The sequence below is a fragment of the Ruegeria sp. YTSA219 genome (assembly GCF_059609985.1).
This window is the reverse complement of sequence record NZ_JBXWMT010000009.1, coordinates 60,178-75,978: the sequence shown is the minus strand read 5'-3', so window position 1 is coordinate 75,978 and position 15,801 is coordinate 60,178. Positions and strand designations below refer to the sequence as shown.

The 15,801-nt window shown below is 56.5% G+C and carries 16 protein-coding genes; 10 read left to right on the top strand and 6 right to left on the bottom strand.

Annotated elements, in window-relative coordinates; genetic code table 11:
- Positions 1–8: 8 nt before the first annotated feature.
- The 7 genes from AC2FFB_RS13705 to AC2FFB_RS13675 all read left to right on the top strand — a co-directional run bounded on the left by AC2FFB_RS13705 (position 9) and on the right by AC2FFB_RS13675 (position 7,761).
- Positions 9–1,022, top strand: coding sequence for an Ldh family oxidoreductase (locus AC2FFB_RS13705; RefSeq protein WP_281973183.1), 1,014 nt, complete (start codon positions 9–11; stop codon positions 1,020–1,022).
- Positions 1,023–1,279: 257 nt separating this feature from the next.
- Positions 1,280–2,464: an ROK family transcriptional regulator gene (locus AC2FFB_RS13700; RefSeq protein ID WP_496694023.1), complete on the top strand. Its 1,185-nt coding sequence runs from the start codon at positions 1,280–1,282 to the stop codon at positions 2,462–2,464.
- Positions 2,461–3,726, top strand: a complete 1,266-nt coding sequence (locus AC2FFB_RS13695) for a M20 family metallopeptidase (RefSeq protein ID WP_496694024.1) — start codon at positions 2,461–2,463, stop codon at positions 3,724–3,726. Before AC2FFB_RS13700 ends, AC2FFB_RS13695 begins: the two co-directional genes overlap by 4 nt.
- Before the next feature lie 11 nt (positions 3,727–3,737).
- Positions 3,738–4,787, top strand: coding sequence for a substrate-binding domain-containing protein (locus AC2FFB_RS13690; RefSeq protein ID WP_496875051.1), 1,050 nt, complete (start codon positions 3,738–3,740; stop codon positions 4,785–4,787).
- Between the two features lie 61 nt (positions 4,788–4,848).
- On the top strand, positions 4,849–5,802 hold the full coding sequence (locus tag AC2FFB_RS13685) for an ABC transporter permease (protein WP_282022025.1): 954 nt from the start codon (positions 4,849–4,851) through the stop codon (positions 5,800–5,802).
- 16 nt (positions 5,803–5,818) lie between these two features.
- Positions 5,819–7,030: an alanine racemase gene (locus tag AC2FFB_RS13680; RefSeq protein ID WP_496875050.1), complete on the top strand. Its 1,212-nt coding sequence runs from the start codon at positions 5,819–5,821 to the stop codon at positions 7,028–7,030.
- Positions 7,027–7,761 (top strand): ATP-binding cassette domain-containing protein, encoded by a 735-nt coding sequence (locus AC2FFB_RS13675; protein ID WP_496692973.1) that lies wholly within the window; start codon positions 7,027–7,029, stop codon positions 7,759–7,761. The genes AC2FFB_RS13680 and AC2FFB_RS13675 overlap by 4 nt, the downstream gene beginning before the upstream one ends.
- A 66-nt stretch (positions 7,762–7,827) precedes the next feature.
- On the opposite strand, the gene AC2FFB_RS13670 is transcribed toward AC2FFB_RS13675, so the two are convergent.
- The 6 genes from AC2FFB_RS13670 to AC2FFB_RS13645 are packed head-to-tail and all read right to left on the bottom strand — an operon-like array spanning position 7,828 to position 12,569.
- A complete protein-coding gene (locus tag AC2FFB_RS13670; protein ID WP_496875049.1) occupies positions 7,828–8,649 on the bottom strand; it encodes an energy transducer TonB in 822 nt (273 codons plus the stop codon).
- The gene (locus tag AC2FFB_RS13665) at positions 8,646–9,038 is read right to left on the bottom strand and encodes an ExbD/TolR family protein (protein ID WP_496875048.1); all 393 of its coding nucleotides are present in this window, start codon (positions 9,036–9,038) and stop codon (positions 8,646–8,648) included. The genes AC2FFB_RS13670 and AC2FFB_RS13665 overlap by 4 nt, the downstream gene beginning before the upstream one ends.
- Positions 9,038–9,367, bottom strand: a complete 330-nt coding sequence (locus tag AC2FFB_RS13660) for a biopolymer transporter ExbD (RefSeq protein WP_496875047.1) — start codon at positions 9,365–9,367, stop codon at positions 9,038–9,040. The genes AC2FFB_RS13665 and AC2FFB_RS13660 overlap by 1 nt, the downstream gene beginning before the upstream one ends.
- 31 nt (positions 9,368–9,398) lie before the next feature.
- Entirely contained in the window at positions 9,399–10,067 is a 669-nt protein-coding gene (locus AC2FFB_RS13655) for a MotA/TolQ/ExbB proton channel family protein (protein WP_496875046.1), read from the bottom strand.
- A gap of 4 nt (positions 10,068–10,071) precedes the next feature.
- Complete coding sequence (locus AC2FFB_RS13650; RefSeq protein WP_496875045.1) at positions 10,072–10,518, bottom strand: hypothetical protein; 447 nt, start codon at positions 10,516–10,518, stop codon at positions 10,072–10,074.
- 20 nt (positions 10,519–10,538) lie between these two features.
- Positions 10,539–12,569, bottom strand: a complete 2,031-nt coding sequence (locus tag AC2FFB_RS13645; RefSeq protein WP_496875044.1) for a TonB-dependent receptor domain-containing protein — start codon at positions 12,567–12,569, stop codon at positions 10,539–10,541.
- A 238-nt stretch (positions 12,570–12,807) separates the two neighbouring features.
- Between AC2FFB_RS13645 and AC2FFB_RS13640 the strand changes: the two genes are divergently transcribed.
- The 3 genes from AC2FFB_RS13640 to AC2FFB_RS13630 are packed head-to-tail and all read left to right on the top strand — an operon-like array spanning position 12,808 to position 15,799.
- Positions 12,808–13,863, top strand: coding sequence for a hemin-degrading factor (locus tag AC2FFB_RS13640; protein ID WP_496690068.1), 1,056 nt, complete (start codon positions 12,808–12,810; stop codon positions 13,861–13,863).
- The gene (locus AC2FFB_RS13635) at positions 13,860–14,726 is read left to right on the top strand and encodes a heme/hemin ABC transporter substrate-binding protein (protein WP_496694028.1); all 867 of its coding nucleotides are present in this window, start codon (positions 13,860–13,862) and stop codon (positions 14,724–14,726) included. Before AC2FFB_RS13640 ends, AC2FFB_RS13635 begins: the two co-directional genes overlap by 4 nt.
- Entirely contained in the window at positions 14,723–15,799 is a 1,077-nt protein-coding gene (locus tag AC2FFB_RS13630; protein ID WP_496875043.1) for a FecCD family ABC transporter permease, read from the top strand. Before AC2FFB_RS13635 ends, AC2FFB_RS13630 begins: the two co-directional genes overlap by 4 nt.
- Positions 15,800–15,801: the final 2 nt, after the last annotated feature.

The following is a 15,801-nucleotide window of genomic DNA, read 5'->3' as shown; positions in this document are numbered from 1 at the left end:
GTACTGATTTGACCGAGACCCGGACCCTTACTCTGAACGAAATCGAAGACCTGTCGTTTCGCGCGCTTGTTGCTGCGGGGACTTCACCGGAAAACGCCCGCCCGCTGGCGGTTGCGACCGCGGCAACCGAGGCGGACGGCGTGGCAAGCCATGGACTGGCCTATATCCCGATCTATTGTGAGCATGTCCAATGTGGCAAGGTCGACGGGCTTGCCAAACCGGTCATGACACGGCCCAAGCCAGGTGTAGTTACCGTAGATGCCGCAACCGGATTTGCCCATTCAGCCATCGATCTCGGGTATGAGACGCTGATCACCGCTGCGCGCGAACAGGGCGTTGCCGTGCTGAGCATCTGCAACAGCTATAACTGCGGCGTGCTGGGCTATCACACCTATCGTCTGGCACAGGCCGGGCTTGTCGGGCTTGGTTTTACCAACGCGCCAGCCTCGATCGCGCCATCGGGTGGCGCAAAGCCGGTTGTAGGGACCAACCCCTTTTCCGTTGCCGTACCCGGTACAGATGGGCAACCCGCCCTGCTGATCGATCAAAGCGCCAGCACAATCGCCAAGAGCGAGGTCATGAAACATGCCAGAGAAGGAAGGCCGATCCCCGTTGGGTGGGCATTGGACGCCGAGGGCAACCCGACCACTGATCCCAATGTGGGCCTCAAGGGCTCCATGGCACCTTCTGGTGGGTACAAGGGCGTCGGTGTGGCCCTTCTGACCGAAGTTATGGCGGCCGCTCTTACAGGGGCCACTCTGGGCATCAACGCCTCGCCCTTTTCAGGAACCGCTGGCGGCCCGCCCAAGACCGGACAGTTTTTCATTGCGATCGACCCTGTGGCGACATCGTCGTCGGGTGGCTTTGCTCAGGGCATCGAGGAACTCGTCGACGCCATTCGATCGCAAGACGATGCACATTTGCCTGGCGATGGCCGACGCGCAAAACGCGTCGCATCGGCCACACAAGGCGTGGCTGTAAATATTGCGACCCTTGAAAAGATCGAGGCCATCTTAGGATAAGCCGGTTTTCTTAGCCCGCAATCAGATTCTTTCTGGTTCGGGCACCCTTACCCAAACCTTCTGACTCAGCACCAATTTTCAGAACGGCTTCCAAGCCTTTAGCCAAAATTCGACCCGGACGCAGCAGGCTCATTTTTCGTATTTCATGCTTTAGCGCAGAAAAACCGGGTTGACTCAAATCGCACTCCATATTTAGTTCGGTAATAGAACGAATAAATGGAATCGACGTGGCAACGCAGACGAAAATCTCTCGACGAATGTCTCAAAGTGCGGTCGTTCAGGCGATTGCGACCTATGGGCCCATTTCGCGCGCCAGCGTGTCGAAGCTGACCGGTCTTTCGAAACAGACAATCTCGGAAATTGTCGGAAACCTAGAAAGCGATGGCTGGGTGCGGACAGTCGGTCAGACCGAGGGGCATGTCGGACGCCGCGCTGTGGTATATGAGATCGCTCCGGATGCGGCAACGGTCGCCAGCGTCGATCTGGGTGGAACAAAGATCAGGGTCGCACTATGCGATCTGACCGGTCGCGTTCTGGCCGAGCGCGTAGAGCCGACAGAACAAAGCGGCGGCAGACAAGTGGTCGATCAGGTTGCCCGTATGGTTCGCGCAACCGCAGACGACCCCCAATGCCCGTCAGGCGAATTGAAAATAGCTGTCGTCGGTGTCCCAGGCGTGCCGGACAGCAGGACCGGCGCGGTCCTGATGGCGCCTAACATAACCGGGCTGGATCAGATTGATCTTGCTGGCACTTTGAACGAACGGCTTGGGATAGAAATCCTTGTCGAAAATGACGTCAACCTTGCCGCTCTGGGCGAGCATTGGATGGATCATCGAAGCGACCAGGATGATCTGGTCTTCGTTTCCGTCGGAACCGGATTTGGTGCAGGAATCGTCGTCGGAGGTATTTTGCTGCGTGGCGCATCTGGTGCAGCTGGCGAAATAGGTTTTCTTCCCTTTGGTGCCGATCCCATTGCAAAGGAAAGCCATAAAATAGGCGCGCTGGAACGCGTAACCGCCACCGATGCAATCATCGGCGAATACAGGATGCTTACGGGCAAAACTTGCTCAGTTCCTGCGATCTTTGAGGCTGCCAATAACGGCGACAAAGCAGCCGAGCAAACGCTGGACAATGTCGCTTATCAGATCGCGCGGGCTTCGGCGTCGATTGTAGCGGTCCTTGATCCGTCCCTTATCGTGATGGGGGGCTCTATCGGCGCGCGTGACGAGTTGATGCACCGGATCAGACGCTTTGCCGCCCAGTGCTACCCCCGTGAAATAGAGATCCAGCCCTCAAAGCTGGGTCCGCATGCTGCCCTTGCCGGAGGTGTGTCTATTGCCCTGTCGCACCTACATATTTCTCTTTTCGCCGAGGGTCAGAAAGGTGCCGAGATCAACGTACCACCTCCAGCGCTCGATACCTTCAAGGCAAGTATGTCATGACCGCTATGGCTCTTTCAGAACGCTTGCGTCAAGAACAGGATGCTGATGCAGACCTGACTCTGTTGCGCAATGCCCTGTCCATCGAAAGCGTGACGGGCAATGAAACACGTTTTGCGCGTTTTCTGGACCAGCAACTTATGGCCCTGGGGCTGAATACCGGACGGAGCTGTTTCGCGGGTGAACGCGAAAATGTCTGGGGAATTGCTTCTGTGGAGGGACCCAACCTCATGATTTTGGGCCATACGGATACGGTGCATATCCGGGGCTGGGAGGAATATTGGGAAGACGATGCACGCAAAAATCCATTCGGCGCGACCGAAAAGGACGGGCACATCTGGTCACGTGGGGCAAGCGACCTCAAGGGTGGGATTTGCGCTGCGATTGCCGGGTATCGCCTGCTGCAAAAACTTGGCGTTATGCCTTCAGCCAGTCTGACCTTTGCCTTCATCGGTGACGAAGAAAGCGGTGAACCTGGCAGCGGCGTCAGCGCCGGGGCGAAAGATCTGGTTGGACGCATCAAATCCGCCGAGATCCCCCGTCCTGATTTCGCGATCTATGTCGAGCCAACGAGTTTGGACATTTATTCCGCCCAGATCGGGTTCTTTATCGCCGAGATCACGATAACTGGAAAAACAGCTTATTTCGGCCGACCCGAATTGGGGGTCGATGCATTGAAAGCAACGCATACGCTTCTGTCGAAAATCTGGGATCATGAAAAAGAACTGAACGCGGGCCCGCGTCATGACCTTGTCGGTGCCTCTTCTGTTCTGGTGACGCATATCGATGGCGGCGGGTTTATCGCAGTGCCCGGAGAATGCAGGCTCTCACTGATCCGGAAACTTAGACCTGGCGAAATGCTTGATGATGCAGTGGCAGCATTGGAAACAGCGCTTGGCCTGGATCGCCTACCTACAGGTATAGAGGTGTGCATCGACTACCCAGCCGGTCGTGATCATCCCAAGGGCGGCTCACCAGTTGAAAACGACCCCGATACTGAGGCGGTTCGCCTGTTGCAAAACTGTGTACAGCAAACTCTATCCCGAAAAGTAGAAATCGGCGGCGCGCCCTACTGGTCTGAGATGCCATTTTTAACAGAACAGATCGGCTGTCCAACCGTTTACTGCGCACCGGGGGATATCGCCGTGGCGCATACTTTTGAAGAACGAATTGAGGTCGAAGAATACCTCGCCGCCGTCCGGGCCTTTGCGCTTTTCATAGCGCAGTTCGGTGCGTCGGACACGCTCGCAATGCATCCAACCTGAGGAGGACAAACATGTCACTTGTTAGAAGCACATTTGCCGCTACCGCGATGTTCGCGCTGGCGGGCAGCTTATACGCTGAAACCATCGGTCCAGCGGGGGAAAGTGCCAACCCTTCATCAATGGTTGTTGTCGCTGATGATGATGTCGAAAAGGTGAAAGAGGCTGGATATTCCGCTGCTTTGCTGTGGCATGACCAATCCGACTTTGTGAATGCGGTAACAGCAGGTGCCAGCGATGAATTTGCGCGTCTGGGGATCGAGGTCGTTGCCGTGACAAGCGCAGGATTTGATGCTGCTAAACAACGTAGCGATATCGAGACGGTCATGGCCAAATCGCCCAATATCATTCTGTCGCTTCCTCTGGACCCGGTGACCTCTGCCGCAGCATTTGCAGAGGCAAAAGAGGCCGGAGTTGCCCTAAGTTTCCTCTCGAACCTGCCGGCCGGCTACAAGCACCCGGACGACTATGCGGCAATCGTGACGGATGACCTGTTTCAGATGGGCAAACAAGCGGCGGATGCGCTTGCGGCTGCCATGGGCAATGAAGGAACAGTTGGGTGGATTTATCACGACGCAGATTATTACGTGACCAATCAGCGCGACAACGCTTTCAAGACCACGATTGAGAACGACTACCCGAACATCACAATCGTTGCAGAACAAGGCATATCTGATCCTGCGCGCGCCGAAGAGATTGCCAATGCGATGCTGCTGAAAAACCCAGACCTGGGTGGAATTTACGTAACCTGGGCTGGTCCGGCAGAGGGTATTCTTGCAGCGCTGCGGACGAACGGAAACACCTCGACCAAGATCGTGACATTGGATCTGTCAGAGCCGATTGCCCTTGATATGGTTCAGGGTGGTAATGTCGCGGCGATTGTTGCCGATGAAGCCTATGAACTAGGGCGTGCAATGGCCGCCAGTGCCGTGCTCGACCTGCTGGGCGAGGAGGTACCATCCTTTGTTGTAGCCCCTGCATTGACAGTCACAGCGGACAACGTTGCCGATGGATGGCAAAACTCGCTGAATATTGATGCACCAGCCAGTCTGACATCGAAGTAGAGACCTGATGGGCAGGTCGCCTCTGGCGACCTGCCGCAACCGGATATTCCCAGAGGCATCCATGGAACAGGCTTTTCAACGTATGCGCGACTTGGATCTACAGCGCTGCGTCATTTATTTCGGCTTTCTTGCGATCTTTCTGTTTTTTGGGATCACTCTCTACGATGACGGGTTTCTGACCAGTCGGAATCTGACAAATATCGTCCTTCAGACAGCCCCGGCCACGATCATGGCCATCGGATTGGTCTTTGCCCTGTCAGCCGGAGAGATCGACCTGAGTTTTGGCTCTGTCGTAGCTGTTGCAGCCCTCTCGGCAGCTGTTGCGATGCAGAACGGCCCAATGATCCTGGGTGTCGCAGCGGGGCTTGGCGCAGGCATTCTGATCGGCGCGTTCAATGGTGCATTGGTGGCCTATCTGCGGTTGCCATCATTTCTGGTGACCTTGGCCACCATGGGATTATTTGCCGGAATTGCGCGTTCGATGACCGATCTGCGATCCATTCCTGTCGTTAACGGGACTTTCACCGGGGTCTTCGGCTCGGGCAAGCTGTTTGGTGTACCTTCACTTGTTATCTGGACCGTGATTGCAGTGCTGATTGGCCATGTCATCTACCGACACACACGTTTTGGCGCACACGTTCTGGCCGTTGGAGACAATGCCCGCGCAGCCCAAGTCTCTGGCATCAGGGTTCCCCGTATCCGGCTGATGGTTCTAACCTTGTGCGGTGCAACCGCTGGGCTGGCTGGTTTGCTCTATGCCGGGCGTATTCAAGCCGCCAAATATACAATGGGCGAAAGCGACCTGATGACAGTCATTGCCGCTGTCATCGTAGGTGGCACTGCGCTTAATGGCGGCAAGGGATCCATAATAGGTGCGCTTTTGGGCTCGCTCATGATGGGAATGCTGAATAACGGGCTGATCCTGATGGGGCTGCAGGTCTCGGACCAGATGATCGTACGCGGGCTGATCATACTGATCGCCGTAGCAATTTCACTCCGCGAAATCCGCCGATAGACACCGGAGCAACCCAATGTTTCTTGATCTTCTCATACGCCGCAACCCCAAGTTCATCGAGGCCGCCATGGCCTTGCATCAACAAGGGAAGATCCCCGCAAACGCCTATGTGCTTGACCTGGATGCCGTCGAACGCAACGCGCGCCTTTTCTCTGATGTGGCCCGTGGGCATGGCCTTACAACTTTTGCCATGACCAAACAGGTGGGCCGCCATTCCGGCTTTTGTCAGGCGGTCATGCGCGGTGGCATCAGCCGGTCCGTCGCCGTGGATATGGCCTGCGCCTTGGCATGTGACCGCGCTGGCTTAAGGACAGGTCATTTGGGTCACCTTGTACAGGTGCCCCGCCAAGAAGCTTTCTTCGCCGCGGCCAAACTACGCCCGGACTATTGGACGGTATTCTCGGACAACAAGGCAAAAGAGGCGGCAGACGCCTCTGCTCGGGCCGAGAGAGAACAGGCACTGATGGCGCGCATCCAGACCGAAGGGGATACATTTTATCGTGGCCACGAGGGGGGATTTAACGCGAATGATATCCTGGCGGTGGCCGACCGTTTGGATGCGCTGCAGGGCGGGCGCTTTGCAGGCATTACAACCTTTCCCGCCCTGCTTTTCGACCAGGATGCCCGCAAGGTTGTGCCGACCCCAAACCTCCACACGCTCAACATGGCTGCAGAAGCTCTGGCGCGTGCTGGGCGTACGGAGATCGAAATCAATGCCCCCGGAACGACATCTTCAGCTGTTCTTCCAGCATTAGCCGAAGCCGGGGCCACGCAGGTTGAACCGGGCAATGGCCTACATGGCACGACGCCTCTCCATGCGGTAGAAGACCTTCCTGAGGATCCGGCCGTACTTTACCTTTCCGAGGTCTCGCACCATCACGGCGGGAAAGCCTATTGCTTTGGCGGCGGGCTCTATATCGATCCGGTTTTCCCGAAATACCAGGTTCGGGCGCTGGTCAGCAGCAGCCCGACAATCAGCCGGTCAGCCCTGCGAAATGTCGAAATTCCTGATTATTCCGCAATAGATTACTACGCCATGATCGACAGCGACAGTGATCAAAACCCCGCACCAGGCGACACGGTTGTCTTCGGTTTCCGTGGGCAGGCCTTTGTGACCCGCGCTTTGGTTGCCGGGATAAAAGGCGTAGACAGCGGAATGCCAGAGCTTACCTCAATCGAAAACGGCTTTGGCGACCACGTCAGCTGGCCGGGAGCATTTGCGCAATGACTCCGGTTCTTTCCCTCAAGCAAATCCACAAATCTTTTGGCGGAGTGGTCGCGATCCAGAATTTTTCACTGGACCTCTACCCCGGTGAAATCGTGGCTCTGGTCGGTGATAATGGCGCGGGTAAATCCACGCTCGTCAAGATCATCTCTGGCGTGCATCGACCAACCAGCGGCGAGATCGCGCTTGACGGCGAAGAAGTCGGTTTTTCGGATGCAAGCGCGGCTCGATCACATGGTATTGAGGTGGTCTATCAGGACCTCGCATTGGCTGACGAACAGCCGGTTTATATGAACATGTTTCTGGGCCGCGAACTGACGCGCAAACCCTTTGGACTGCTGGATAAAGCACGCATGCGTGCCGAAACCCAAAGCCTTGTTGATCAGCTTGACGTGCGCATCCCCTCTGAGCGCGCAGCCATACGTGATTTGAGCGGAGGCCAAAGACAGGGCATTGCTATCGCGCGAGCAACCCATTGGGCCAGCAAATTGATCCTTCTGGATGAACCCACTGCAGCACTTGGCGTTGCAGAGACTGCAAAGGTTGAGGACCTCGTCGCGTCACTTAAGGATCGCAATCTGGCAATCTTGATCATCAGCCATTCCCTGGATCAGGTTTTTCGTCTTGCCGACCGCATCTGCGTTTTACGCCGGGGTGAACAGATAGGTGTCAGAACAACTGCCGAGACCGACAAGAACGAAATTGTCGCCATGATCACCGGTGTTCATAGTTGATGGCGCAAAGCGCAGCCGAGTCCCCATCTTTATAAAGGGGCCCTTTGGCTCGATCGGATATGACACCTATCGCTGCCCGATGATTTCGAAAGAATAATCTCGTCTCACCCCTGCCGGAGGTGGCGGGAAGGGTGCAGCCGCTTTCACCTGGGCAAGGGCGATCTGATCCAACCGCTTTGATCCCGAACTGCGTACTATTCCAACCGTCTGCAATGTCCCGTTCTCAGCTATTCGAAAGGCCACCAACGCGGCACCTCGAATATTGGCGCTCTTTCTCCGGGCGCGGATAATCTTGCGTTTAATCTGTCCGGCATAGTTGCTGGCGTCAGCATTGCCGGATGCGGTCAGCGCTGACGTGGATGTAGCAACATTTGCCGCGCCTTTCGTGGTTTTCCCGGTGGCGTCACCTTTCTTCCCCGATTGTTTCGCGTTGCCATGCGCGGTGGCAGTTTGATTGCTTACCTGTTTCTTCGGTTCCGGCGGCTTGGCATCCTCGGTCGGCGACACCGAAGCAGCATCACCCTGCCTATTCGGTATTTCAGCGTCCTGAGGCCTGAGAGGGCTTGGCGCAACAGCGGTCGCGGCCGTAGCGCTGCTCACAACCGGGCTGAGAGTTTGCGACGACGTTGTGCGCTGCTGCTTGACAGGGCGGGCCTTGGGTTGCAACCGATGAGGTGCTGCCGGTTTCTTGCGCGTGCTGGCCGGTGCTGGTGCATTTGTTCCGGCGACGAAGTCCTTGAATACAGATCCCAGCGCGGCGGCCCTCTCCTCTCCGCCACCTTCGACCTGCACCTGTTCGGCGGTCGAATAATCCAAAAGCGCAAGGCCATGTGTCGCTACGGCCAATGCGACAGAAATCAGAACCACCGCGCGGGATTTGGTTATCACCGTAATCCCCTTTCGGTCACGACATAAACCTGACTTGCACCCAACCCGCGCAAGTCATCGCTGATCTGTTTGAGCGCAACCGCAGGCAAGGATCGATCCGGCACGATCCGAACCGCATCAAGGGGCAGATCAACAGCCGCCCGCTCGACATAGGCCGCAGCATTGGTCAGCTCTGCCCCGCGATATTCAAGTGTGCCATCCGCACGGATAACCAATGCATCAGGCGGCTCGCGCCCCTCCATATCCGCCGTCTCAACAAGCTGAACTGATCCGTTGAGCGGCGGCTTAAGGGTGCCTGCGATCATGAAGAATATAAGCATCAGGAACACGACGTTGATCAGCGCGATGGTTGGCTCTCGGCTTTGTCTGGGCTTCAATTTCAGCTGCATCAGCCCAAAACCTGAGTGCGCAAGTTTTCGACAGGTGCCAGCACGATGAGCAGATCAATCAGCTGCTGAGAGGTTGCCCTCGGACCCAGGCTGATGAGCGCGATTTGGGATTTGGCGTCGAGCAGCATTGGGGCGACCTGCGCCAATGGTATAGGCGCACCATCGACCAGAATTCGGTCTGCATCCAGTTTAATAAACCGGATGGCTTGGTCTGGCTCCGCGCCGCCGACAGAGGCCGTCGAAAACTGAATCTCGGAAAATTTTGAGAATGTGGATGTCAGCATGAAAAACAACAGTAGCAAAAAGATGACATCTATAAGCGACGTCATTGACAGGCGTTTGCGCCGCTTTCTTTGCACATCAAGCACCATGTACCAGCGCCGTAACTGACGCCCCTGCCGTTTGCTCGGCCTCCCCGGCATGGCCGGGGGCAAATATTGTTCTGAGCGCACGGTTGGCAAAGACGCGTTCCCGGTTCACGCGGGCCTCAAACCAGGTCAGGATCAGTGACGTCGGCATGGCTACAGCCAGCCCCGCTGCTGTTGTCATCAGCGCCACCCAGATGCCCCCAGCCAGCAGCGACGGGTCAACGGCGTTGCCCGCCCCCTGCAGAGTCTGGAAGGCTTCGATCATGCCCAGCACTGTGCCGAACAATCCAAGCAGGGGCGCAAGTTGCGAGACGATGTCCAGCACGTTGAGACCCTGTTCCAGTTTTGCAAATCGCGTCTCAGCCTCGGCATCGACCCGTTCGGACAAGGTGCGATCATTCCCGGACAATGCCATTGCGATCACCGGCGCCAAGTAACTACGGCTTTTGTTCAGGTATATTCTGGCGGCCGTGGGGTCTTCTCGGTCCCATGCGTCGATCGCCCTGGACAATTCGACGTGACGGCCGACCCCCGCCGCTTTGTATTGCCAGATTTTGTAAAAAACCAAGGCGAGGGTCGCGATTGAGGTTGCAATCAGGATCGCCACCACCGGCCCCCCTAATTGCAGGATTTCCATCAGTTTTTGCAGCATTTTGGACATGGCTTTATCCTATCATCTCAGTTGCTAGGCGGCTTTTTAGACTGAGGCCATTCATGCAGGCATCTTTGTTACCGCTCTGGGTCATGCATTCCTGCACGCCGTTGAACAGAATCCGGCTAATCTGGTCACAGGCCATGTCGGTGAATTGAAACTGCCTGACCCGTGGGCGGCCTGCGGGCAGTTCTTCGAAATCCAGCAGGGTGATTAACGCGACCGCACCGTTTTTGCCAAACAGGACGGTTTCATAGACCGCACCGTTGATGTCGACCTCATTCATATTTTCGGCGACAAAGCTGAGCAGACAGTTTTGCCCCCTTGCTTCGGCAGAGCTGAGTTCGATTGATATGCCGCCAGTCTTGGGCACGTCTTCTGCGCTGGCAATCCCTGCCCCCAAGACTGAGAGCAGGGTCGACAGGACAGCGCTGGCTTTGTTTGCTGCCGCACTTCGCATAACGGGTCCTTTCCTTGGGATCAGAAGGTTTTGGCCAGGCCGAGCTTGAAGGTCCGGCCCGTCGAATTGCGGGTCGACAGGTTCGGGCGGTAGTCCTTATCAAGGATGTTCTCGATACCGGCGCGCAGCTCAAAGCCTTCAAACACACCCTCTTGCGGCATGTAGGTCGCACGCAGAGAGTTTACTCCGTATCCCGCGGTCGTGTCCCCGCTCGAGTCCGTTCCGGCCCGGGCACCGAAGATTTCCCAGCTGACGTCCAACGTCTGACCGAACCGCTTGCCCAATGTCAGGCGCGCGGAATCCGACGGCTCATTCCGCCAACGCGAGTCATCGCCGGTGGCGCTGGTTTCCGTACCCGTCACGATGTTCGAGTTGAAATCGACGTATAACCCACCCGCATTGGCATAAGAGGCTTCGATCTCGGCGCCTTTTGTTTCCACTTCAGACAGGGGTTGAGACGGGGTGCCAGAGACGTAGGAGGTGATATCCCACAGGGTCGTTTGATAGAAATTGACCTTGGCGCGGATCACGTCGCCCTCGGCAAACACGTCACCGCGATCATAGGAAAAACCAGCTTCCCACGTGCGGGATCTCTCGGGTTGCGTCATGTAAAGCGGCGTGCCCAGATCATCGATGATCGGCAGGCTTTCCGTGTAGGCCGCACCACCAAATATCGCGAAACCGCTGTTGAACGCGTACCGCGCCGACAACCCGCCCATAAGCGCGTTGTTGTCATAGCTTTCGTTGAACGGGGCCGCGGCGTCATCATCACCGTCGATGTCCTGCATCTCATATCGCACCGCGGGGGTAATCGTCAGATTGTCACCGATCTGCACATCGTCCACAGCAAACAGGGCAAATCGACGGTCAGTTCCACCCGGGGCCGAGGCCGCGTCCAACCGTTCGCGGTTGATAAACTCGATCCCGGCCCGCAGGTCATGCGAGGCGATGCCGGTCTGGAAATACGACGTGTTCTTGATCGTCAGCTTTGTCGTTTCATAGTTATGTGTGGCATCTGCCAGGGCCTGAATGCCGGGGAAGAATGGCGTGCCTTCAAGGCTGGAAGACCCGGAAACATAGCTGCTTTCGATCGCCTGCTCAGAATAGCTGAGGTTCACATCCAGATCGACCAGATCATTTCCAGTGGGTTGATATTGATACCGCAGGATACCGATCTTTGTTTCGATATCACGGTCTACATTACCAAAGGCATCCGACGTGGTGCCAAACGAGTCATAAGGGACGTCGCGCTCTTCAGATGTGGACTGGTTGTAGGATGCGGTGAACGAATGTTCGAGATCGTTGCCGAAACTGTATTTGCCCTTAGCCAGAAGCGACGGCAGCGTGAACGCGCTGTTGCCGATCGTATTGCCGTTTCCATCCTCCTGATCGTCCTGATCGCGATAGGTGTAGTTGAACAGGAATTCCGTTTGGGTATTCGGCTGCCAAGCCAGGATAGAGGACGAGGCAAAACCGTTGCCGTTCGAATACCCCTCAAAGGTTTGACGGAACCGAAAACCCGGCTCGCCACCGGTGAAATCTGACGCGTCCTTGGTTTCCAGCTGAACGACACCGCCAACAACCCCGGACCCATATTCGAATGACCCGACAGTGCCCCGAATGACCGAGACGCTTTTGTAAAGCTGGGGGTCAGTAAAAAGCTGGTTGCCGATCCGATACAGCTCTTCCGCGCCCGTTGTGGCACCATCGACCAGGATCAGAACCTTCTGGTCGGTTCCGAACGTGCCGTTTGCACCATAGCCGCGAATATTGATGCCCGATCCCTGAGGGGTCGAGCCGTTCACCAGGCTTACCCCCGGAACCGAGTCGATCAGCTCTGCAACCGTATTGGCCTGCCGGTCGTTGATCTCTTCCTGATCAATATTTGTGACCGGCACGGCAGTGTCTGTCTGAATCTCTCGTTTGCTTTCCCCAAGTATCAGGGTGCCCAGGAAACCATCGTCTTGGTCTTGCGCCATAGCGCCAGCCGCAATCATGCTGAGGCACGAAGCCGTTCCCAGCAAAGCTATCTTCCGTATTTGCACACGCATCTCTGTCCCTTCGAAACAGTAGGAGGACCTGAAATGCTTGCGCCATGCTGGCTTTGGTCAGTCTGTTTTATTGTTTTTTGGAGCCGCCTTTTTTTGGCGACTTGTGCTCGTTAATAAAGGTTACTAAAACAGTCAACAATAAATCGTTGTCGCATCGCCGACTCTCGCCAGCGGGCACCCGAACAATTCGGCTGCCGGGCCAGCACCTCTGAAAATCAACTCGAAGATGGGAAAACCCATGACGGAAAAGGTGCCTAACACCCCGGCTCAAATTCGTGCAGCCTATGCGCAAAACAGCGGCAAACGTGACCGCGATCTGGCAGAATCGATTGGACTTACCGAAGGCCAGTTGGTCGCTGCCTTCGCCGGGAACGACGTTACACGGCTGACGGCAAAACTTGATGACCTTTTCCCAATGCTCAACGGGTTGGGAGAGGTTATGGGGTTGACGCGCAATATCTCCTGCGTGATCGAAAAGGTCGGTCAATACGACAACTACCATTCGGGTGCTCATGCCTCGATGGTTCTGACAGATGAGATTGATTTGCGCATGTTTCCCGGCCATTGGGTCCATGCCTTTGCGATCGAACGCAAAACCGACAGCGGTGTGAAACGCTCGCTTCAGGTCTTTGATGCCGCAGGCGATGCGGTGCACAAGATATTCCTGCGCGAAGGATCGGATCTGGACCATTGGGATAAGCTTGTCAGCGCCCTTGCGTCTGAGGACCAATCGCAAACTCTTGATTTAGAACCGCGCCGACCGACCGAAGCGCCCAAGTCCAACCCCGAAAAGACGGAAATCCTACGTGCGGAATGGGCCAAGATGACGGACACCCACCAGTTCATGCGCTTGACCTCAAAGCTCAAGATGAACCGATTGGGGGCCTATCGCATCGCCGGCCAACCGCTCGTCAGGGAACTGACGCCGTCGGTAATATCACCAATGTTCGAACAGGTGTGCGACAAGGAGATTGAGGTGATGATCTTTGTTGGCAATCGTGGATGTATCGAAATTCACGGTGGCCGTATCGGAACGATCAAGCAGATGGGACCCTGGTTCAATGTGCTAGACCCGCGTTTCAATTTGCATCTGAGGACGGACCATATTGCAGAGGTCTGGGCTGTCACCAAACCGACGCAGCGCGGCCCCGCCGTCTCTGTCGAGGCGTTCGATGCCGAAGGTGGGCTGATCTTCCAGATATTCGGTCTGCGCACTGGCGAAACCGACCATCGCCCGGTCTGGGACGCGCTGGTTGCCGAACTTGAACCACAACCCGAGGCCGCGCTGACATGAACAGGATGCGAGTGATCTGGCCTGCCTTGGCTATGCTGCTAAGTACACAGGTCGCGCAGGCTGCGGACGACGAACCAAAGCGGATCATCGCGATCGGCAGTTCCATCACTGAAATCGTCTACGCTCTGGGTCAGCAAGACAGGCTAGTTGGTCGCGACCGAACATCAACCTACCCGACAGAAGCGATGAACCTGCCCGATATCGGATACCGACGCGCGCTGTCGCCCGAAGGCGTTTTGTCGGTAGAACCAGACTTGGTCCTGGCGCTTGAAGGTTCAGGACCACCAGAGGCGATTGCGGTTCTGCAGGAAGCGGGCGTGCAATACGTCACGATCAAGGATGAGTTCTCTCTGGAAGGCGTGGTCGAAAAAATCCAAACCGTTGGGGCCGTGCTGGGCACTGACGTTGCTGCCGAGGGATTGGCAGCGCAAACCATACGCCAGATCAATCAGGCGGAATTGGCGGCTAGTAGTGCCGCAGGATCCAACCCGAAACGGGTTCTGTTTGTTCTGTCGGTGCAGGATAACCGGATCACAGTGGGAGGTGTGGATACCCAAGCAGACAGCATCATTCGATTGGCTGGCGGTGTAAATGCCGCCGCCAAAGTGTCAGGTTACAAGCCAATGACGCCCGAAGCGCTGGTGTCGGCTGCGCCTGATGTCATCCTTATGATGGATCGGCGGGGTGATAATAATACCGAGGATGCCGCGCTCTTTTCACTGCCCGCAGTCAAGCTGACCCCGGCGGGCCAGAACAAGATGCTGATCCGCATGCAGGGTGCATATCTTCTTGGGTTTGGCCCTCGAACCGCCAGTGCCATTTCTGATCTGTCAGCAGCCCTGCAGGATGAAGGTGGCTCATGACGCTGACGTTGGATCATATGAGCGCCGAGGCACCCGGGTACAATCGGCGAGCAACCGCACGGCGGGTTACCTTGGCCTTACTGGTATTGCTTGGCCTGACCAGCGCCGCAAGCATTTCAGTCGGTGCTTCGGATGCGTCGTTAAACATGGCGGTGATCGACCTAATCAATGGGCGGTCCCTGTCTGACCTGAATCGGATTGTCCTTTGGGACATACGCTTGCCCCGGCTTGCCATGGGGATTCTGGTCGGTGCCGCGCTGGCTGTTTCAGGGGTGGTCATGCAAGGGCTTTTCCGAAACCCGTTGGCGGACCCCGGAATTGTCGGCGTCAGCGCGGGCGCAGGTCTGGGCGCAATTTCAGCCATCATCCTTGGCAGCCACTTGCCAGTGTCGGTTTTGGTCTGGACAGGAAACGGGTTAGTGGCCATTGCTGCTTTTCTTGGTGGCTGGGCGTCTGTTCTGATCCTATACCGTGTCTCGACCAGCGGGGGGCAGACTTCGGTCGCAACCATGCTACTGGCCGGCATTGCATTAGGTGCCTTATCCGGCGCCGCATCGGGTGTTCTGGTATACATGGCCGATGATCAGCAATTACGCGACCTGACGTTCTGGGGAATGGGATCGTTAGCTGGGGCAACCTGGACCAAAATCGCCTCGGCTGCGCCAATCATTTTGGCTGCCCTTGCAAGCACACAATTTCTGGCTCGCGCGCTTAACGGTCTGGCGATGGGAGAGGCTGTGGCCCATCACATGGGCATCCCGGTTCAGCGCAGCAAGAACATCGCCATTCTTGCAGTTTCCGGTGCAACAGGGGCCGCTGTTGCCGTGTCCGGCGGCATCGGATTCATCGGAATTGTGGTCCCCCATTTGCTACGTCTGGCAACCGGGCCGGACCACCACAGGCTTTTGATGAATTCCGCCTTGCTGGGTGCCAGTCTGCTGCTATGCGCCGACATGATCAGCCGGGTCGTGGTGGCCCCGGCGGAACTGCCAATCGGGATCGTCACGGCAATTCTCGGCGCACCGGTCTTTCTTTGGATCCTCCTGCGCCGCCACGGCATTATGGGAATGTAAAT